At 72.3% G+C, this 19,095-nt stretch carries 18 protein-coding genes; 8 read left to right on the forward strand and 10 right to left on the reverse strand.

Annotated features, from left to right (window positions below):
• Positions 1–26: 26 nt before the first annotated feature.
• A complete protein-coding gene (locus JO379_RS32290; protein ID WP_130880557.1) occupies positions 27–1,301 on the forward strand; it encodes a glycosyltransferase in 1,275 nt (424 codons plus the stop codon).
• Here the strand turns inward: JO379_RS32290 and JO379_RS32295 are convergent.
• Complete coding sequence (locus JO379_RS32295) at positions 1,285–3,183, reverse strand: ABC transporter ATP-binding protein (protein WP_209518290.1); 1,899 nt, start codon at positions 3,181–3,183, stop codon at positions 1,285–1,287. The two genes, JO379_RS32290 and JO379_RS32295, sit on opposite strands and share 17 nt — an antisense overlap.
• A 309-nt stretch (positions 3,184–3,492) precedes the next feature.
• Here JO379_RS32295 and JO379_RS33800 point away from each other — a divergent pair, with 309 nt between their 5' ends.
• Genes JO379_RS33800 through JO379_RS32315 form a run of 4 tightly spaced genes read left to right on the forward strand, consistent with a single transcriptional unit; the run spans position 3,493 to position 7,023 of the window.
• Positions 3,493–4,050, forward strand: a complete 558-nt coding sequence (locus tag JO379_RS33800) for an RNA polymerase sigma factor (RefSeq protein WP_130880559.1) — start codon at positions 3,493–3,495, stop codon at positions 4,048–4,050.
• A gap of 3 nt (positions 4,051–4,053) precedes the next feature.
• On the forward strand, positions 4,054–4,944 hold the full coding sequence (locus JO379_RS32305) for a hypothetical protein (protein WP_130880560.1): 891 nt from the start codon (positions 4,054–4,056) through the stop codon (positions 4,942–4,944).
• 49 nt (positions 4,945–4,993) lie between these two features.
• A complete protein-coding gene (locus JO379_RS32310) occupies positions 4,994–5,689 on the forward strand; it encodes a hypothetical protein (protein ID WP_307842202.1) in 696 nt (231 codons plus the stop codon).
• Positions 5,686–7,023 carry a nucleotidyl transferase AbiEii/AbiGii toxin family protein gene (locus JO379_RS32315; RefSeq protein ID WP_209518293.1) on the forward strand — a complete coding sequence of 446 codons (1,338 nt, stop codon included), beginning with the start codon at positions 5,686–5,688 and terminating at the stop codon, positions 7,021–7,023. Before JO379_RS32310 ends, JO379_RS32315 begins: the two co-directional genes overlap by 4 nt.
• Positions 7,024–7,093: 70 nt before the next feature.
• Here the strand turns inward: JO379_RS32315 and JO379_RS32320 are convergent, their stop codons facing one another.
• The 4 genes from JO379_RS32320 to yczR all read right to left on the reverse strand — a co-directional run bounded on the left by JO379_RS32320 (position 7,094) and on the right by yczR (position 11,871).
• The gene (locus JO379_RS32320; protein ID WP_130880562.1) at positions 7,094–8,497 is read right to left on the reverse strand and encodes an amino acid permease; all 1,404 of its coding nucleotides are present in this window, start codon (positions 8,495–8,497) and stop codon (positions 7,094–7,096) included.
• 240 nt (positions 8,498–8,737) lie between these two features.
• On the reverse strand, positions 8,738–9,313 hold the full coding sequence (locus JO379_RS32325) for an AMIN-like domain-containing (lipo)protein (protein ID WP_209518295.1): 576 nt from the start codon (positions 9,311–9,313) through the stop codon (positions 8,738–8,740).
• 150 nt (positions 9,314–9,463) lie between these two features.
• Entirely contained in the window at positions 9,464–10,345 is an 882-nt protein-coding gene (locus tag JO379_RS32330) for a YwqG family protein (RefSeq protein WP_130880564.1), read from the reverse strand.
• Positions 10,346–10,383: 38 nt separating this feature from the next.
• Positions 10,384–11,871 (reverse strand): MocR-like transcription factor YczR, encoded by a 1,488-nt coding sequence (yczR, locus tag JO379_RS32335; protein WP_209518297.1) that lies wholly within the window; start codon positions 11,869–11,871, stop codon positions 10,384–10,386.
• Positions 11,872–11,971: 100 nt separating this feature from the next.
• Here yczR and yczE point away from each other — a divergent pair, with 100 nt between their 5' ends.
• On the forward strand, positions 11,972–12,700 hold the full coding sequence (gene yczE / locus JO379_RS32340) for a membrane protein YczE (RefSeq protein WP_245381610.1): 729 nt from the start codon (positions 11,972–11,974) through the stop codon (positions 12,698–12,700).
• Here yczE and JO379_RS32345 read toward each other — a convergent pair.
• A complete protein-coding gene (locus tag JO379_RS32345) occupies positions 12,697–13,188 on the reverse strand; it encodes a MarR family winged helix-turn-helix transcriptional regulator (protein ID WP_130880566.1) in 492 nt (163 codons plus the stop codon). The genes yczE and JO379_RS32345 overlap by 4 nt on opposite strands.
• Positions 13,189–13,248: 60 nt before the next feature.
• Between JO379_RS32345 and JO379_RS32350 the strand changes: the two genes are divergently transcribed.
• The gene (locus tag JO379_RS32350) at positions 13,249–14,382 is read left to right on the forward strand and encodes a questin oxidase family protein (RefSeq protein WP_130880567.1); all 1,134 of its coding nucleotides are present in this window, start codon (positions 13,249–13,251) and stop codon (positions 14,380–14,382) included.
• 204 nt (positions 14,383–14,586) lie between these two features.
• On the opposite strand, the gene JO379_RS32355 is transcribed toward JO379_RS32350, so the two are convergent.
• The 4 genes from JO379_RS32355 to JO379_RS32370 all read right to left on the reverse strand — a co-directional run bounded on the left by JO379_RS32355 (position 14,587) and on the right by JO379_RS32370 (position 18,140).
• Complete coding sequence (locus tag JO379_RS32355) at positions 14,587–14,757, reverse strand: hydrophobic protein (protein ID WP_130880568.1); 171 nt, start codon at positions 14,755–14,757, stop codon at positions 14,587–14,589.
• 42 nt (positions 14,758–14,799) lie between these two features.
• A complete protein-coding gene (locus JO379_RS32360; RefSeq protein ID WP_209519018.1) occupies positions 14,800–15,762 on the reverse strand; it encodes an SMP-30/gluconolactonase/LRE family protein in 963 nt (320 codons plus the stop codon).
• A 73-nt stretch (positions 15,763–15,835) separates the two neighbouring features.
• A complete protein-coding gene (locus JO379_RS32365) occupies positions 15,836–16,492 on the reverse strand; it encodes a diguanylate cyclase (protein ID WP_130880569.1) in 657 nt (218 codons plus the stop codon).
• 382 nt (positions 16,493–16,874) lie between these two features.
• Positions 16,875–18,140 (reverse strand): APC family permease, encoded by a 1,266-nt coding sequence (locus JO379_RS32370; protein ID WP_209518299.1) that lies wholly within the window; start codon positions 18,138–18,140, stop codon positions 16,875–16,877.
• A gap of 376 nt (positions 18,141–18,516) precedes the next feature.
• On the opposite strand from JO379_RS32370, the gene JO379_RS32375 reads away from it, so the two are divergent.
• Positions 18,517–18,855 carry a hypothetical protein gene (locus JO379_RS32375; RefSeq protein ID WP_130880571.1) on the forward strand — a complete coding sequence of 113 codons (339 nt, stop codon included), beginning with the start codon at positions 18,517–18,519 and terminating at the stop codon, positions 18,853–18,855.
• Positions 18,856–19,095: the final 240 nt, after the last annotated feature.

Here is a 19,095-nt window from a genome sequence, read left to right on the forward strand (position 1 = left end):
GCAAAGCGTACGAAAGGAGCCCACTCGTGCGCGTTCTCTGCACGGTCACCGGATCGCCTTCGCACGCCCGGGCGATGCTGCCGCTGGTGACCGCACTGGCGGCGGGGGAGAGGGAGGTGCTGATCGCCGCCCCACCACAGCTCGCACCCCTCTTCGCCGGTGGCCCCGTGCGGACCACCGGGGTCCTGGCGGACCCCCATGAACACATGGACCGGCTCTTCCGCGGCGGGGCGGGCGCCGGGGGCCGAAGGCCGGGGACGGAGCCCGAGCACGCCTGGGCGGAGGTCTTCGCGGGCTCGCACCTGGCCGACAGCGCGGCCGCGCTGCTGCCCGTGGCCCGTGCGTTCCGCCCCGATCTGGTGGTCCGCGACGGTGGCGAGTTCGCCGGATGCCTGGTGGCCGAGGCCCTCGGCCTTCCCCATGTGTCGGCTCCCTCCGGCGCCGCGAATCACCTCGACCCGGTCCGGCTGCTGCCCGTGCTGAACGAGCACCGCGGCCGGCTGGGCCTGCCTGTCGCGGCCGACCCCCATGCCATCCACCGCTACGGGCGCCTGGACTGCATGCCGCCCCGGTACTCCTTCACCGTCCACCCCGCCCGGAAAACCATCATCTACCGTCAGCCCAGCGAGATCGATCCCACCGAGACGCTGGCACCGTGGATGGCGGAGCTGCCCACCGACAAACCCCTGGTGATCGCCGCCGTGGGCACCGTACTGCCGATGCTGGCCCGGCTCCGTCACACCGGAGCGGAGATCCCCCGCCCCATGGCGGACCTGCTCGACGTCTCGGACCTGCTGAACGCGACGGTCGCCGCACTGTCCCGGCTGGACTGCACGGCCCTGGTCGCCACCGGTGGTATCCCCCTGGAGCCCGCCCGGCGCAACGACAACGTGCACCTCGTCGACCACTTCCCGCAGCCCCCGCTGCTGCGCTGCGCACAGCTGTTCCTCACCCACGGGGGATACAACAGCATCAGGGAAGCCGTGGGTGCCGGTGTTCCCATGGCAGTGGCACCGCGCTTCGGCGACCAGTTCGCCAACGCCGACCGGGTTCAGCAACTCGGGCTGGGCCGCCGGGTCGTCGGCCCCGGGGAGACCCCGGTGGCCGACGACATCGCCGCCGCCTGTGCGCGGCTTCTCGACGACCCGCGGGTCACGGCGCGGACACGCCGTGCTCAGCGGCACATGCTGGCACTTCCGCCCGTCGCATCGGCTGTCGCCGACCTGGAACGGCTGGTGCGCGCGGTCGTCCCGGGCCGGCCGGAGGACGTGGCCGGGATCTCCGTCACCGGTCCTGGCTGAGCGTGTACAGCTCCTGGAACAGCCCTCCCGCCTTGAGGAGTTGGTCGAAGGTCCCGTTCTCCGTGATGCGTCCCTTCTCCATCACGATGATCCGGTCGGCGATCCTGGTGTTCTCGAGGCGGTGGGTGACGACGATGGTGATGCGGCCGTCGGCCACGTTCTTCAGCTCCTGGAAGATCCTGTGCTCGCCCCGGGCGTCCATCTCGCTGGTCGGCTCGTCGAGCACGAGCACCGCCGGCCGTCGGTACAGCGCACGGGCGCAGGCGATGCGTTGCCATTGGCCGCCGGACAGATCACTGCCGCCCCACAGCTCCCGGGCGAGCAAGGTGTCCAGGCCGGCGGGCAGCTCCTCGACGGCCTCGCGCATCCCGACCTCGTCGACCGTCTGCCACACCCGGTCGTCGTCCCAGGTCACCGGCTGCCCGAGGGTGATGTTCTCCCGGACCGAGAGCGGCCAGTGCGCGAAGAACTGCGTCACGACGCCCGTGCGCTCCCACACGGTGTCGGGATCGGCGCGGGCCAGGTCCACCCCGTCCCAGCACACCGTGCCCTTCTCCGCAGTGAACAGTCCGGTGAGCAGGCGCGTGAGGGTGGACTTCCCCGACCCGTTCTCGCCGACGACCGCCACGACCTCCCCACGGTTCAAGGTGAGCGACAGCCCGTCGACCGCCGGGCGGGTCTTGCCCGGGTAGGAGTACGACACCTGGTCGATCCGGATCCGCTCCGGGCACACCGGGGCCACGGCGCCGCCGCGTTGGGGAGCCAGGGAGCGTGCCTTGTCCACGAAGCGCCGCCAGTCCCCGAGGTACAGCGTCGTCTGGAACAGGCTCGTGGCGTAGTGCACGACGTTCGACAGCGCCATCAGCGCGGTGCGCACCGCGACGACGGCCGTCGCGGAGACGGCCAGGGACACCCGCCCGGTGACGGTCAGCCACACCAGCATGGCCCACGCGCCCAGCAGACACACGCCGCCGATCGCGGAGGAGAGGAGATTGATCCGCAGCATGCGCGGCGCGGCGCCCATGACCTTGGCGTCGATGCGTGCCGACATCGTGCGGTACCAGAAGACCAGGTACGCGCGCATGCTGTTGCCGCGCACCTCGTCCGCCAGCCGGGAGGTGGTGACGTGCCAGCGCATCATGCCTTTGACGTTGCGGCCCGAGTTCGTCGCGAAGTGCACCTGGTACTCGACCTTGGCCTCCGCCACCGCGCCCACGCCCGCAGGCAGCACCGCGAGGACGAGGACGGGCAGCATCAAGGGGTGGAGCACGGTGAGCACACCGCCGGCGGCGACCAGGCGGATGAGCGAGGACATGAACAACTGCGCGTCGTAGAGCATGCGGTCGACGCGCACCGCGCCGGACTCGGCGGCCTCGTGCTCGTCGGCGAACACCGGGTCGTTGAACGCGGACAGCTCGACCGAGCACATCGCCTCCACGAGCGCCACGTCCGCCGATGTCGCGAGCCTGGGTTTGAGTCGTTGCTCGGCCCACTGCGCCAGTGCGTAGGTGAGGCGGGCGGTCGAGGCCGCGGCCGCGACCACCACGAGCGCCGGCAGGGCGTCGCGGACCCGGTCGGGCACCAGGCCGCCGCCCAGGATCGGCACCATCGCCTTCGCGGTGGCGGCGAGGACCACGGCGGCGGACACCCCCGACACCACCTGGGCGAAGAGCATGACCAGCACGGCCCGGGGATCGATCTCCCACGCCATGCGCCCGATCCGGCCCACGAGTTGGGGAATCTTCCCGCACAGACGAAGGAACGACGTCTCCTCGAACGCGTTCCTCACCCCCGCGCCCCGGTATTCGATCTCCTGCGGCTCCGGCGGCGGCGGGCGGCGCCCGGCCTGCCCGCCAGAGGTTGATTTCGGATGGTTCGGCATGGGGTCTCCCTCGCGTGATTTCGTGCCATGTCGTAGGCACCCGGTGTCCAACCGGCCCAAGTGGGCGAAGGACACGTATTCCCGGCACCGCTCCGGTGGCGGTGAGAGCCGGGTGGGGGCGCGCGGGGAGGCGAATGCGCCCGGCTCTGAAGCGTTCCTGACATGGACTGCACGATCGGGCCGGGATTTCGCTTAGCTGGTCAGTGAGGGCCCAGTGGCCCCCGGGCGCCGAGGGGGTGGCGCTGCCGACCGGTGAAAGGGACACGTCAGTGAAAGACCACATGCCGCCGGACCGGAGGAGGGCCCACCATGGCTGACCAGCCCCGCCCGGTCCTGGGGGAGGACCTGTCAGCCGCGTTACCGGCTGATTTCCTTGCCTTCTTCTCCGTCCACCACCAGGCATACCTGCGCTACGCCCATATCCAGCTCGGCAGCACCGCGGATGCCGAGTGGGTCGTGGAGGAGGTCTTCGGTCAACTGGCGCTGATCTGGGGGGAGGTGCTGCGCCGGCCGAGCGTCCCGGCCTTCGCCCTGGCCACCCTCCGGGAGGAGATCGCCAAACTGCTGGCGGCCCGGGGACGGGACGTCGCCCTCGTCGAGACGGCGGCCTTCGCCGCGGTACGGGAGGCGACCCGGGCCCGGCTGGGCGTCCTGGAATCCGCCCTGGGCCTGTACGCGGCGATCACCCGGCTCCCCGACCGCCAGTACGACGTCGTCGTCATGCACTTCGTGCTGGGCTACCCCGTGCGGCGAGTCGCCGGAATCATGGGACTGTCGCCCGCCACGGTCCGCTCACACGTGCGCGGAGCCCGTCGGCGGCTGGCCCGTGACCTGCGGATCGACTGGGCCACGGAAGAGGAGGACTGAAGGATGCACACACGTCACAAGGGCGGTCACGACGAACTCGTCTCGATCGGAGAGCTGTTGGCCCGGGCCGACGTCCTCACCCCGCAGTTCGAGGACTACGACGAGGAGGCCGCCCTCCGGCGTATCGCCGCCCGCGTCGTCCTGGACCGGGCCAACGCCCTCGACCGCCACGCCCGCGCCATCCGCGACGGTCTCGGCGGCGGCCGCTGGACCCCACCCGACGGTCTGCCGCACGGCCAGCGCACGGCGCTCCACGCCCGCGCGGCCGATGAACTCGGTGCGCTGTCGTCCAGGGTCGTGCACGACCGCTCCGCCATCGCCTCCATGGCCCTCCTGGTCGACGACCCGGCCAGGATCGAACCCGTCGGCGCACTGACCTTCGCCTGCCTGCTCCACCTCGCCGACCGCCAGGAGGGCGCGGTGTTCTGGTGGCAGTTCGCCGCCGGCGCCGAGTCCGCCACCGCCGCCCACTGCCTGTACCTGCACCACCTGCGGCACAGCGAACGGGACGCGGCCCGGCACTGGTTCACCCAGGCCACCGGGCTCCATGCGCGAGGAAGCGACGTCTTCCGCGCCGAAGCCCCCACCCGCGTCCAGGGAGACACCCCCCCGAGCCGCTACGGAGTGTCCGACGCCGACCCCCGGCCCTCCTGGGAGGAAGGCCCCGACGCGCAGCCCGGCGGTATGCCGGTGTACCCGCCCGGTGCGCGGTGGCGGGCGAGCACCACCCACCTCACCGACGCGGTGCGCAGGCTGGAGACGGGCAGCGACACCGACTTCGGCTCCGTTCCCCGCCCCGCCCCGGAACTGGCCGCGGAACTCAAGGACACCACCTGGCCCCTGCGCCCACGTCCCACCGCCCCCGACGGACTGCCCACCGGCACGCGTTCTTGACCGCCCGGCGCCGGACCGCGGCCTCCCAGGGCTCTGGAATCATGTCCGGGTGATACCGAACGCAACCGCTCCTCCGCTGTTCAGCGGGGCCTTCGAGGCCCATGTGACCGTCCGCGCCACCCCGCCCCATCCACTGTCCCCGTCCCCGTCCCCGTCACCGGAAGGGGAAGCGCTCGAGCGGTACGCGGCCGCCCATGGCATGGCGTTCGTCGACATCGTGCTGGACCGCGGGCGGACTCCGCACCAGCCCATGCTCACCCTGCGGGAGTCCGGAGCGCTTCCGGCGGTCCGGCAAGCCGTCGAGAACGCCGTCCGCCGGCTGCGGGTCGCGGGTTTCGACGTCACACGGACGAAGATCGAGGCATCCCCGTGGGCCGACGGTGTGCCGGACACCGACGAGGCCGCGACCGCGCTGGGAGCGCGGTACTACTTCGAGCACCACGTGAAGCTGCTGCTCCCACCGGGCGCGGACACCTCGGCGCCGGCGCGGCTCGCCGGCCCCCACACCGCCCACCTCTCGCGCAACGCCCGCCGACTGCGGGCGGACGGCCGTGCCGAGCGCTTCGTCACCCAGCGCTGCCGGCTCGTCGGCCGGAGCACGGCGGGGGAGCGGCTGGACGCGCTGGTGGCCGAGCTGCGGAGGAGCGGTCACGAGGTGGCGTCCGTGGAGCGGGAGTTCGTCGTCCACGACAGCGACGAATCACTCGACGCGGGCTGGATCGCCGAGGAGAGGACAGGCGCATGACGGCGACACCATGGGAGCGGTTCTCCTACGGGCCCTGGGACGACACGGCGGTCGTCCCCCAGCTCCCGCCGGAAGAGACGACCCGAGCGGACCGGGACTTCCCGCACACCCTGCTCCCGGTACCCGGCCGCGGTGTCCTCCAGCGTCCCGCGTACGATCCGGCGGCCAACCACCACGCGATGGGGATGCGGCTGAGCGAGCCCCAGTTCACCGACGCGCACACCGGCCGGGCGTGGGGCGGGGCCCGGCGCCACGCACTGGACCACGTCCTCGCCGCGGTCGCCGCCTCACCGTGGGCCGAGCACCTGGTGTTGCGGGGCAGTGTGCTGCTCAAAGCGTGGTTCGGGGAAGCGGCGCGCGAGCCGGGAGACCTGGACTTCGTACTCGTCCCGGACACCTGGGGGATCGAGGACGACCGCACGGACGCGATGCTCGACGGCATCGCGCGCGGGGCCGAGGAACGCGCGAGGGAGGCCGGCGGCCCCGTCCGCATCGACGCGGCGGGAGCGGTGAGCGACGAGATCTGGACCTACGACCGGGTGCCCGGGCGCCGTCTCGTGCTGCCCTGGACGGCCGCCGAAGGCACCCCGCCGGGCACGGTCCAGCTCGACTTCGTCTTCAACGAGACGCTCCCCGCACCGGCCGTACGCACCACGGTCCCGCGCCGCGGCCCCGGCGCGCCCGCGGTGCTCATGGCGGCGGGCCCGGAGCTCTCCCTCGCGTGGAAGATCCTGTGGCTGGTGACGGACCGGCACCCCCAGGCGAAGGATCTCTACGACGCCGTGCTCCTCGCGGAGCACACCCGCCTGCCCTATGCGCTCGTGCAGCGCGTGCTCGTCGCGGCGGGGGAGTACCCCGAGGGCTCACCCCTCTCCCTGAGCCACATCCTGCACCAGTCGGCCGAAGCCGACTGGTTCGAGTTCCGCAAGGACCACCCGGGCTTCCCCGACGACGAGGCCGCCTTTCTGACACGCTTCGCCGTCGCTCTCGCCCCTGTCTTCGCCCCGGCGGAGGAAGGGGTGTACGCGCAGCTCGCCGCTTCCTTCCAGGATCTGACACATGCGCTGTCCGAACAGCGGGAAGCGGGCGGGACGGCGGCCGTCGAGGAGTGGCTCGCCGCGCGCGGTGTGCACAGTGTCGAAGCCGTCGTCGCCGTCCGCGAGCTCCTCGGCCGCACGCGGTGCACGCTGCGTGAGGCGGCCGACGTCCTCGCCTCCTTCCGCGATACGCGCTTCGGCCGTGACCGGCAGCTCTACCGGGGCGGCTGGCGCGGTGACGCACACCGGGTCGCCGGGCACCTGGAGACAGCCGAGACCCGCACCCGTTCCGTCTGAGAACGGGACTCGGCCCCGGCGGAAGCCGGGGCCGAGCGGGGTGTGAGGGCGGGGTCCGTCCGGAAGACCCTCAGCGTGCCGAGGCGGTCCGCTGCCGCAGGTAGCCGGTGAGCGCCAGGGCCAGCGCCAGGCCGCCGGTGAAGTACACCTGCACCCGGGTGTCCGCATCGAGGCCCATGAGGACCAGTACCCCGGCGACACCGGCCAGCGTCACCCAGGTCAGATAGGGGAAGCCCCACATCCGGACCACCAGCTTCTCGGGTGCTTCGCGCTCCAGCCGACGGCGCAGCAGCACCTGCGAGGCCGCGATGAAGCCCCACACGACCAGCACGACCCCGCCGACCATGTTCAGCAGCCAGGCGAAGACGGTGGTGGGCCACCAGAAGGACAGCAGGACGGCGAAGAAGCCGAACGCGGACGACGCGAGCACCGCACGGCGGGGCACCCCGCCGGTGACCTTCCCCAGGGCCTTGGGTCCCTGGCCGCGGGCGACCAGCGAGTACGCCATGCGGGAGGAGCCGTAGATGTTGGCGTTCATCGCGGACAACAGGGCGATCAGAATGACCACGTTCATGATCTCGCCGCCGGCCGGGACACCGAGGCGGTCGAGCACGGCCGCGTACGGGCCCTGTTCCGTGACGGCCTTGTCGTTCCACGGGATGAGCGTGACGATCACCAGCATCGAGCCGACGTAGACGATGCCGATCCGCCACATCGTCGTGCGCACGGCCTTGGCCACACCGCGCACGGGGTCCTGGGACTCGGCGGCCGCGATGGTGACCGTCTCCAGGCCGCCGTAGGCGACGACGGAGGCCAGCAGTCCGGCGAGCAGTCCGTCCGCGCCGTTGGGCAGGAAGCCGCCGTCGTGGAGGAGGTGCGCGCCGCCGGGGGAATCGCTGCCGGGCAGGAGGCCCAGGATCGCGAGGGTGGCCAGGCCCAGGAAGAGCACGATGGCGCCGATCTTCAGGGCGGCGAACCAGAACTCGAACTCACCGAAGTTCGCGACCGCGCCCAGATTGGTGCCGCAGAAGAGCGCCATGAAGATCAGCACCCACATCCAGGACGGCGTGCCCGGGAACCAGCCCTGCATGATGTGGGCCGCGCCGATCGCCTCGACCGCCACCCCCACGACCAGCAGGGTCCAGAACATCCAGCCGGCGGTGAAGCCGGCCCACGGGCCGATCGCCCGCTCGGCGTGGACGGAGAAGGAGCCGGAGGCCGGATTGGCGGCGGACATCTCGCCGAGCATCCGCATCACGAACATCACGAGAAGACCGGACGCGGCGTACGCGAGCACGATCGAGGGGCCGGCCGCGGCGATGCCCGCGCCGGAGCCCACGAAGAGCCCGGCGCCGATGACGCCGCCCAGGGCGATCATCGAAAGATGCCGCTGCTTGAGTCCGTTCGACAGCGGGGAACCCTGCTGCGGGGAGCTCTCGGCCTGCGGGGGAGGAGAGTGAAGTGTCCGGCTCATGGTCGTGCCTGTCCATTATGCGAGATCGGGAAGTCACGAGTATGAGCACCCGGGCGACGGTCCGGCCTGCTCGTCCGGTATTCGGACACTTGATTCACGCAATGTGATCGCCGCGCGGCACGGCAGCCGAGCCCCCGCCGTCCTGGCGGGGGCGGGCGGGCCCGCAGCAGCAGGGGCCGCCGGGCCGCACGCGGGGTGCGGCCGGACGGCCCCTGGGGACGTACGGGTGGTCGCGCTGGGTCACCAGGTGTGCGCGACGTCCACCACCAGCCGGTCGCCGGACTGCAGCACCCGGAACGGAAGCTTGGCGCGGACGCCCAGGCCCACCTGGGTCTGCCCCTCGAAGCTCGCCCCGAACCGGGTGTCCTTGAACGTCTTGTATCCGGAGATGTTCACACCCGGCAGCGGCTGCCCGGCCCTCCCGGCATAGGTCGGCTTGCCGGTCGCCGGGGAGTAGCTCGGAGCGTTCACGTAAATCTGCAGGATGGCACCGCCGCCGACCGGGATCCGGTCACCGGAGCCGTCCTGGTGGAACGCCTTGACGTAACCGACGTGGTAGCCGAGCTTGCCCTTCGCGCCGCTGACGTCGAACACCATGCGGTCGTAGCATGAGTGCCGACCGGTCGTGATGTTCTTCAGCGGCTGGGAGCCCGAGTCCCTGGCCGTCTTCTCGCCGCTGCCCCAGGCGGTCGAGCAGGCGGTGGCCGCAGTGGCCCTGCCGGCCTGACCGGTCGTGGCGCCGGCCGTCCCGGCCGTGCCCGCGAGCCCCGCGCCCGCCAGCACGAGGGCCGCGGCCGCTGTTGTCAGCCGTCGCATGAGATACCTCCAATATGATCTGAATACAGATACATATAGAGAGAACGGCCCGGGCGGCGGCGTAGTTGCACGCGAGGTGGCTTTCGGCCAACGCCGGGGCGAAGTTGTCGCGAAGGCGGGGTCGTTGGTCTCCGGGTTCACTCGTGGGGCTCAGCAGCACTGCCAGGTGAACATGGCTGCTTCGAAGCGGCGTTCAGCCAGGTCCTCGGGGCGTATGAGCCAGTAGAGAGCGCCGCAGTCGCCCCACATCATGTCGGCGTCCCCGTCGCTGTCGAACTGGGCCAACAGGGTCCAGGCGCGGGACTCGTGGGCCAGCCGCGGGTCGTCCCAGCGTGTCCCGGGCCCCAGGGCGCCCTGGGCGACCTCGGCCTCGACGGAGCCCTGGACGGGGTCGGCGTGGCCGCCGATGCGATGCCCCGGACCGCTGACACCCGCCTCCTGGAGCGCTTCGAGGAAGTCGTCCCCGTAGACGGGGTGGTCACAGTGGCCGGTATGGGCGAAGGTCTCCTCGATCAGGGGGTGGTAGGCGTCCGGCGCGGTCTCCTCCACGACGGCGGTCAACGGCACCATGGGATAGGGCTCCAACTCCGGTGGCGCGACGCGCTCCGGGGCGGCGATGCCGACGGGGGTGTACAGCACGCGCGCGCCGTCCCGGCTCTCCGGTTCGTCGGGCAGCACGAGGGCATCGCCGTCGTCGACCTGTCCGTCGAAGTAGAAGAACGACAGCGTGCCGTCCGTCGGCAGCGGGATGTCCAGGACATCGGAAGGCAGCGCGGCGCAGTCGACGGCGGCGACGAAGGACAGCGGCCCGTGCCCCTCCCACACCGGCCACTCCACGTCGCCCGGCAGCTCCGGGAGCCCGCCGAGCCGGCCCACCACGGTATCCGTGCCCCGCGCCGCGGTCAGGCGCACGCCCGGTCGCAACAGGGCGGTCCAGCGCTCGGCCATGTCGGAAGGGAGGTGCTCGCGGGCGATGGCGGACAGGGATGTCGCGGGCGAGCCGGGAACTGCGGAGGGTGATGTTTGAGCCATGGCGTCATGATGCACGGTCCCACTGACATTCGGCGGCCTCAGACGACCCAGTGCGGTCGTCGGGTCGTGGGCGAGGGCGGAAGGCCGTCGGCGAGGACGGTGGCCATGCGGTGCACGGCCTCGCGCAGTGTGTCCGGCGGCATCGTGTAGGGGATCCGGAGCCGTTGTTCGAAAATGCCCGGGTCGGTGGCGAAGTAGGCACCGCTTTCGATCCGGACTCCCTTGTCCAGCGCCCGCTCGGCCAGCGCCGAGGCGACCGGTTCACCCAGGTCCACCCACAGTGACAGGCCGCCGGGCGGCAGTTGCCAGGTCCACTGCGGGATGTGTGCGGCCAGGGCCGCGGCGAGGGCGGCACGCTGCCGGCGCAGTTGTTCCAGTCGGGTCGGCAGGAGCTCCCCGCCCCGGGGCAGCAGGGCGAGGGCCAGGAGCTGATCCAGGACCGAGCCGCCCATGTCGGTGGCGACGCGCTGTCCGGCGAGCTCGGTGACGAGCCGCGCGGGCGCGCGGAGCCAGCCGATGCGCAGACCGCCCCAGTGGGTCTTGCTCATCGATCCTATGGTGATGACCTGGCCGGTTCCGCCGGGCGTGGGGTGGGAGGCGAAGGGCTGCGGGGCGGGAGCGTCGAGGGCGAGGTCGGCCAGGGTCTCGTCGATGACCAGCCAGGTGCCGGCGCGGCTCGCGGCGCGCAGGACGCGGGCACGCTCGCTGTCGGGCATGAGGCAGCCCGTCGGATTGTGGAAGTCGGGGATCAGGTAGGCCAGTTGGGGCACCACTTGGCGCAGGGTGGATTCGATGATCTCGACATCCCAGCCGGTGTCGGTCACGGGGACCGACACGGTGCGCAGCCGGGCCCGGCGCATGGCCTCCAGCGCGTTCGGGTAGGTCGGATTCTCGACCATGACCCGGTCGCCGGGGCGGCAGAGCAGCCCCAGGACGAGCGTGAGCGCGTGCTGGGCGCCGGAGGTCACCAGGATCTGTTCCGGCACGGTGGTCAGGCCCCGCCGGGTGAAGCGCTCGGCGATGGCGGCGCGCAGTTCCGGCAGACCGTAGGGGTGGTAGCCGGGAGTGTGCGCGTGCTCGGCCAGTTGAGGGGTGATTCGGGCGAGGGCGTCGACGAGCGTCTGTTCCGGCAGGCCGGGGGCGGCCCTGGCCAGGTCGATCGCGGTGTCCCGGGGGCCGAGGAGCCGGGTGACGCCGTTGGGGGCGCGGCCCTCGGGCAGGGCCGTCCAGGTGCCGGAACCCTGGCGGCTGTGCGCGTAACCGCTCGCCCGCAGCAGGTCGTACACGGCGGTGACGGTGGTCCTGCTGGTGTCGAGGGCGGCCGCCAGTTCCCGTTCGGCGGGGAGTCTGACGTGCAACGCGACGCGCCCGTCCAGGATCAGGGCGCTGATGGCCTGCGCCAGATGCCGGTAGGCGGGCCTCGCCCCCGCCGGGTCGGGCAGCATCGCCGCGAGCTGCCGGCTCCCGAGGGTCCGGTCCGTGCGGCCCGCCCGGTCCGTGCGCGGGAACGGATTCGTATCAGCCATGCCATTCTCCCGGGATTGGCCATGTGATCTGGGCCAATCACTGTACAGAGTTGCCCCAATGGCCTTGCAGGCGCACAGCGGACGGTGGAGGCAACCAGGCATGCGGCAGGACATCACGGACCGCTCCGAGCGCGAACTCCGCTGCGGCCGGGGGGATCGCGTCGCGATACCGCCCGGTCCCCGAACGAGCCCGCCTCCGCCGCCGCTCACCTACGTCTCCCTCGGTGAGCGTCCGCTGCGGCGCCTGCCCCAACTGTTCATCGGCCTCGCCCTGTACGGATTCAGCCTCTCGCTCATGGTCCGGGCCTCGCTGGGTGCCAACCCCTGGAGCGTCCTGTACGAGGGGCTGGCGAGGCACACCACCCTGAGTTTCGGCACGATCAGCGCCGTCCTGGGTGTTCTCGTGCTGCTGTTGTGGATCCCTCTGAAGCAGCGGCCGACGTTCGGCACCGTCGCCAACATCGTCGTCCTGGCGTGCTCCTCCGACCTCGGTCTTCTGCTCGTCCCCCCACACCTCGGGCTTCCCGCCCGGATCGCTCTGCTCGCCGGCGGCGTCCTCCTCAACGGACTGTCCGTCGCGGTCTACGTCGGCGCACGTCTCGGCCCCGGGCCCCGGGACGGGCTGATGACGGGCACATCCGCCGCGACCGGGCGTTCCCTCCGACTGGTCCGCACGTTGATGGAGATCACCGTGCTCGCCGTGGGCGGGCTGCTCGGTGGGGGCGTGGGAGCCGGCACCGCGCTGTACGCACTCGCGGTCGGCCCCATCACCCAGTACTTCATGCCCTGGTTCGCCTACCGGGGCCGTCGCCGCGACGGCACCACCTAGCTCTGCACCTCGTGGACCCAGGCGGAAAGGCCCGCCAGGAAGCCCGCGCGTTCGCTCGGTGACAAGCCGTCCAAGGCGCGCAGCAACGGCTCGCCGCGGCGGGCGACGAAGTCTTCGAGCGGCGCGCGGAAGTCCTCGGCGAGCGATACCAGGATGCGGCGGCGGTTCGCCGGATCCTCGGTGCGTTCCACGATGCCCGCCCGGCTCAGGCCGCCGACCAGTTCGCTGGCGGTGGGCAGCGACACGTGGAGCCGACGGGCGATCTCACTGACGGACAGCGGCTCCCCGGCCAGCAGCTGCGGCAGTACGGCGCCGTGACGTGGCGTCAGCCCGTGCGTCTCCATCGCGTCGCGCAGCTGCGCCGGCATGAGCGCCCGTACTACCGGACCGCGGAAGAACGGTTCCAGCAGTGGTACGAGGCCGACGACCGCGATCTCCTCGCGGGTCGGCCTCCGGGGGGCCTTCCCGGCCTCGTCGGTGTGCGGCATACTGCGAGTCTAGATGGTTTGGGAATCCAAACTGTTCGAATGCTCGAAGGGTGGGGTTCTGTGTCCTCGGTCGGCTACATCGACGCGGTCAACGATGCTTTGGAGCGGTTGGACGATCTCGGGTACGAGCGCGGGCAAGGCGTCGACCTCGCCAACCACGGCCCGATGGGCGCCGAGGCGCTCGCGCTGCTCGGGCAGGAGGACGAGGTCGCCCGCTGGGTGCGGCGCTACCGGGACGCGATGGAGCATCACGAGCCGCCCGCCGCGCGCTTCGCCCTGGACCCCACGGACGAGTCCTCCTGGCGTTCCGCGCTGGGCGCCTTCGGCCGGGCCGGGGACTGGGAGCTGCTCTTCGTCCGGGAACTGGCCGAGGCGCACTGGCGGGAGGTCCTCGTCCGCTGGTGGCCCCGCCTGATCCCGGGCCTGTTCGCCGGCCTGACCCACGGCCTCATCCGCACCGCCCACGCGGTACGCGGTCTGTACGCGGCCGGCGACAAGCCGACGCCACTCCAACTGCGGGAGCTCGCAAGGGGCTTGGCGTACTGGGCCGCCCGCTACACGGAGCTCCCCGGCCACCCGCGACTGGCCGGCCCCCACACGCTGCCCGCCGCGGTCGCCGCACTGCCCCGCGTGGCACCGGACGGCCCGATGGGCCCGGGCACGGCACGCGGGCGCCTGGACACCCTTACCGACGTGCCCGGCTACACCGAGTCGCTGGCGTGGCTGGCTCCCGAGCAGGCACCCCGGCTGCTGAGCGAGATGACGGTCCAGTTCGCCGACGTCTATCTCGGCCACCCCGAGGTGTATCCGGTCCCGCTGATCCACGGCGTCACCGCGCCGGCCGCCGTACGCCTCGTCCTCCCGCACCTGCCGCCGGAGCTGTACGAGCCGACGGTGGCCCGGCTGTGGCAGGTCCACGCGGCGTTCCTGCTGGCCTTCACCACCGACCGGCGCGGCGAGGGCACGGCGGCCTGGCGGTCGGAGGCCCCGGACCTGCCCCCGATGGCCGAGCTGGGCGCCCGCGCCGCCGAACACGGCGACGAACACGTCATCAAGTTCACCGAGGCGTGCCTGCGGGAATACGCCTTGCTCCCCGACCCGCGCTACCTGGCCGCCGCGTTCACCGCGCAGCGGCGCATCTCCCGCCTGGACGCCGGCGGTGGCGTCGCAGGCGTAGCGACCGGCACGCCGTGACCGCCCGGGGCGCCCGCACCCCCCGGCCCTTGCCTGTCCGGGCCGGGAACAGGCAAGGGCTGGAGGTGCGCGGGTTCCCAGCGCGGCCGCATGCCTGCCCCCGGTGCTGAGTCGCGTACCCGCAGGGGCGGCGCAGAAGCGTGTGGGCCGGTGCGGATCCCTGGGGATCCGCACCGGCCCACGACGTGCTACGACGGGGTCAGGTCACCATCGGTACCAGCGGCCGCGGCTGCCACCCGCGCCAGTGGAGCGCATGAGGAAGCCGAGGAGCCAGATCACGAGCACGACGACGGCGACCCACCACAGGATCTTCAGTGCGAAACCGGCACCGAAGAGAATGAGGGCGAGCAGCAGAACCAGTAGCAAGGGAACCATGTCATCCACCTCCAAACGAACGTGTGCCCCGCGGAAAGCCGTTCACGCCTGACGGTTCTCCGGCCCCGTCTCCCGGCCCGCCCGGGGCGGGGGCAGGGGTACCGCGGCGATCGCGCGCCGCACGAGGCTGCCCAGGTACAACGTCCCGGCGTGTTCCAGGGCGCTGGTGGTCAGGTGGTAGTTGTCGGCCCGGCGCCGCAGGTCGTGCACCAGCCGGCCCCGGTCATCACGGCCCTGTACGTGTGTGGTGCGCCGGGGACCGGGCAGCAGCGCGCCCGGCAAGGCCCACAGTGCCTTGCGCAGCGCGGGGTGGTGGCGGTGCAGGGTGTCGAGAAGAGCGTCGCGGGGGCCGGCCAGGGCCGCCCAGACGAGGCCGTCACGACTGGTCGTCAGGTTGTCGGGAAAGCCCGGCAGACGGTCGGCGAAGACGTCCGTGGTACCCGCCCGGCCGCCGGTGAGCCACAGCCGCAGCAGCCGGTAGGCCCCCGACTCGGAGATGACCAGGAAGGACTCGTCGGGAGCCAGACAGAGACCGTTGGCGAACTGCAGCCCGTCCACGACGACCTCCGCGGCGCTCCCCGGCACCCAGCGGATGACGCGGCCGGTGCCGGAGTGCTCGAGGATGTCGCCCTTCCAGTGGTGCAGGGGGAACCGCCGACTGGAGTCGCTCACGAAGACGGTGCCGTCCCGGGTGACGGTGACGTTGCTGCACAGGTTCAGCGGCTCTCCGGCCGCCGCGGTCAGAAGGCTCTCCACCGCGCCGGTCGCCGGGTCGACCCGTAAGAGTCCCTGGTAGGCGTCGCAGACCAGAAGACGGCCGTCCGGAAGGTGATGCATTCCCAGCGGCCGGCCGCGGGTGCGGGCCACCTCCGTCACCCGCCCGGTGGCTGTCCCCACCCGCAGGATGCGGCCGTCGGCCACACCGGTCAGCAGATTCCCGGACCCCTCCAGCGCGAGGTGCTCGGGACCGGCCCCGTCGAGCGGGAGCAGCCGCAAGGGCGGCATCGTCGGCCTTCCCGTCCGGGCCTGCGGGCGGGAAGGCCGCGGCGGGTGCCAGACGACCGGCTTCATGCGCGGCTTACGCGGCATGGACGATCCGCCCCCGCCGGGCCCGCACGCAGCGCAGCATCTCCTCCGCGTACGGCAGGACGATGAAGAGGCCCACGGCCGCACCGATCGACGCGAGATACGCGGCGGGAAGCGGCTGCTCCTTGGGGACGAGCCGCCAGTCGTCCGCGGCGGCCTCCTTGCCGTTCCGCAGGCCTGCTCGCACCTTGTCCCAGTGCAGGCAGGCGGTGAAGGCCGCCGCCGACAGCGGGAGCACCTCCAGGAAGCTGTGGATGTGCTGCTCCACCGGGCGCACTTCCCGGTCGTGCGTGGCGATCGTGACGTCCCACAGCGCGGTCGCGCCGTGCGCGACGGCCGCGCCGCCCATCAAGGACAGCACCAGCGGGTTGATTTTCGCGACCAGGCCCGCCACGACCGGGATGCCGGCCTCGGTCATCATCAGCGCGTGCACCGCGGACTCGCGTACGCCGCTGGTCTCCTCGATCCGTGTGCGCCGGTGCATCACCCAGTCCGCCACGGCGGGTACGAACCACAACGGCAGCACTCCGTACATGAGGAACCTGCGGCTGGCGTTCTCCACGTCGTCCGCACCCGGGGGGATGCGCAGGGCGGGCCGGTCACGCCACCGCAGCCACCGGCGTGCGGGACCTGTCCGGGATATACGCATGGAAGTGCTCCCTCTTGTCGTGATGGGAGCCGAGCCGGTGCGGGCGCCCATCGGGGTCCGGTCGCTCAGCCATATCCGGGCGCGAGCGACTCGAATGTCTGCTCGAAGTGGCGGTGTCGGAAGGGCACAGGCGGTTCGCCGGGTACGGACACGCCGGGCCCGGCGAGCCTTCCCGCCGGGCGCGGCTCTGTGCCGTGTGTTCCGCTTCCTGCCATGGCGTCCCTTCATAGTTGCCGCCGCGGGGCCGGGTACCCGCCCACGCGACCGGTATTCCCGTGTCCCGCCCGGCGTACGGGTGAGCGCGGTGCGGCGCATGCTCCGTTCGGTGCGACGTGTCCGTGGCAGGCCCGCGAGGAGGAAGGGCTGTGACCGACCGGGAGGATCAGGCGCGGGCAGCCGCCTTGCGCAGACCGTAGGCGGCGGCGCCGACCGCGAGGACGACGACCCCGGAGACGACCGAAGCGGACGGCAGGGCGAAGGCCAGGGCCAGGCAGCCGAGCGCGCCCAGCACGGGGACGGCCCTGGGCGGGCGGCCTTCGTCCGGAGTCAGGGTCCACGCGGAGGCATTGGCGATCGTGTAGTAGACGAGCACCCCGAACGAGGAGAAGCCGATCACGTCCCGCACGTCGGTGGTGGCGGCGAGGACGGCGACCACCGCGCCGACCGCCAGCTCCGCGCGGTGCGGGACCCCGAAGCGCGGATGCACGGCGGCCAGCGCGTGCGGCAGATGCCGGTCACGGGCCATGGCCAACGTGGTGCGCGAGACCCCGAGGATCAGCGCGAGCAGCGATCCCAGCGCCGCGACCGCCGCCCCGGCCCGCACGACCGGGACCAGGCCGGGCACACCGGCGGCGCGCACGGCGTCGGCCAGGGGCGAGGCCGTGCGGGCGAGTCCGACGGGCCCCAGCACCGCCAGCACGGCGACGGCGACGGCCGCGTACACCACCAGGGTCACGCCGAGCGCGAGCGGGATCGCGCGGGGGATGGTGCGCCGCGGGTCACGGACCTCCTCGCCGAGCGTGGCGACGCGCGCGTACCCGGCGAAGGCGAAGAACAGCAGCCCGGCGGCCTGCAGTACGCCCTCGAATCCGGCGTCCGCGCCGATGCCCAGGCGTGCGGCCCGCGCGGTGCCCCCGGTCAGGCACGCGATGACGACCGCGACGAGCACCGCCAGGACGACGGCGACGATCCCCCGGGTCAGCCAGGCCGACTTCTGCACACCGGTGTAGTTCACGGCGGTCAACACCACCACGGCGGCGACCGCCACCGCGTGCGCCTGACCGGGCCAGGCATAGGCGCCGACGGTGAGGGCCATCGCCGCGCAGGAGGCCGTCTTCCCGACCACGAAACCCCACCCGGCGAGATACCCCCAGAAGTCACCGAGCCGCTCGCGCCCGTACACATAGGTCCCGCCGGACCGCGGGTAACGAGCAGCCAGCCGGGCCGACGACGTGGCATTGCAGTACGCGACCACGGCCGCGACCGCCAGGCCCGGCAGCAGCCACGAACCGGCCGCCGCGGCGGCGGGCGCGAGCGCGGCGAAGATTCCCGCACCGATCATCGCTCCCAGCCCGACCACCACGGCGTCGAACACGCCCAGCCGCCGCCTCAACTCACCCGTGCCCGCGGGGTCCCTCGACTCACTCATCACGCTCACTCCTCGAGGGCAGCCACCGTCCGGGCCGGGAGCCGACTCCGGCCTCGGCGCACGATATACGAGCGGGTGCGGGCCGGTGGCGTGACGGCGTTCCCCCGCCGGTGATCGTCCTGGCCACCGGAGGGGCCCGGAAGCCACCCGGGCGCCGTTGCCGAAAACTGCAACGTCCCTGCGTAATACGCCTGTCGGCCGATTTCCGAACCGCTGCCGCCGACCCTTATGCGGAGCGCCCCGGGTCGCTACGATGACGGCAATGGTCACGGTCCGGCGCGCCTTCGGTCTGCCGCGGACTCGCCCTGTGGGCGCACGTCCGCGGCGCCTGTTGTTGCTGGCGACGCTTCTGCTGGGCCTGTTGTACAGCCACGGTGTGAGCACCGAGGGGGCCGGCGGTCACGCGGTCACCGCCATGTTGTCCGGCGTGGTGGCCACCGGTCACACGGCGCAAGCGGAACGGCTTCCCGCTGCCGGTGCCACGGCCGCCGGTATCGGCGCCCACCGGCAGCGGCCCGCTCCCCACGGCGCCGCGGGCCACGGGGTGGAGGACTGTCTGTCCGGCCAGCCCCAGCAGATCGCACCGCTGCCGATCCCGTGTGCCACCCGCTCGGTCGTGGTGCCCGTGCCTCCCCTCCTCCCGGCCGTCGTCTCAGCGGCCGACGCCGCGTCGGCACACCCGCCGTCGGTCGATTCCACGATTCTGATCATTTAGGCCCCGCACCGCGACGAACCGGCCTCCCTTCCGGCGTGCTCGGCCGCGCTGTACGAGGAGGCCGCCCACAGGGCCGTTCGCGATGCCCGCAGGACCGTGGCGCACGCCGCCTTCCCGCAGGTGAGCGGCGCTCCCCAGGACCTTCCCCGCCGCTCGTCCGCCGACGCCCGACCGCCGCACGCCCTTGATGCGCTGCGTGCGCGGTTCCGGTTGCCGTGCCGGCTGCCAAACGGAGCACTG

Origin of the sequence: Streptomyces syringium, from assembly GCF_017876625.1 — a bacterium.
In the GTDB taxonomy this organism is placed as follows: Bacteria; Actinomycetota; Actinomycetes; order Streptomycetales; family Streptomycetaceae; genus Streptomyces; species Streptomyces syringius.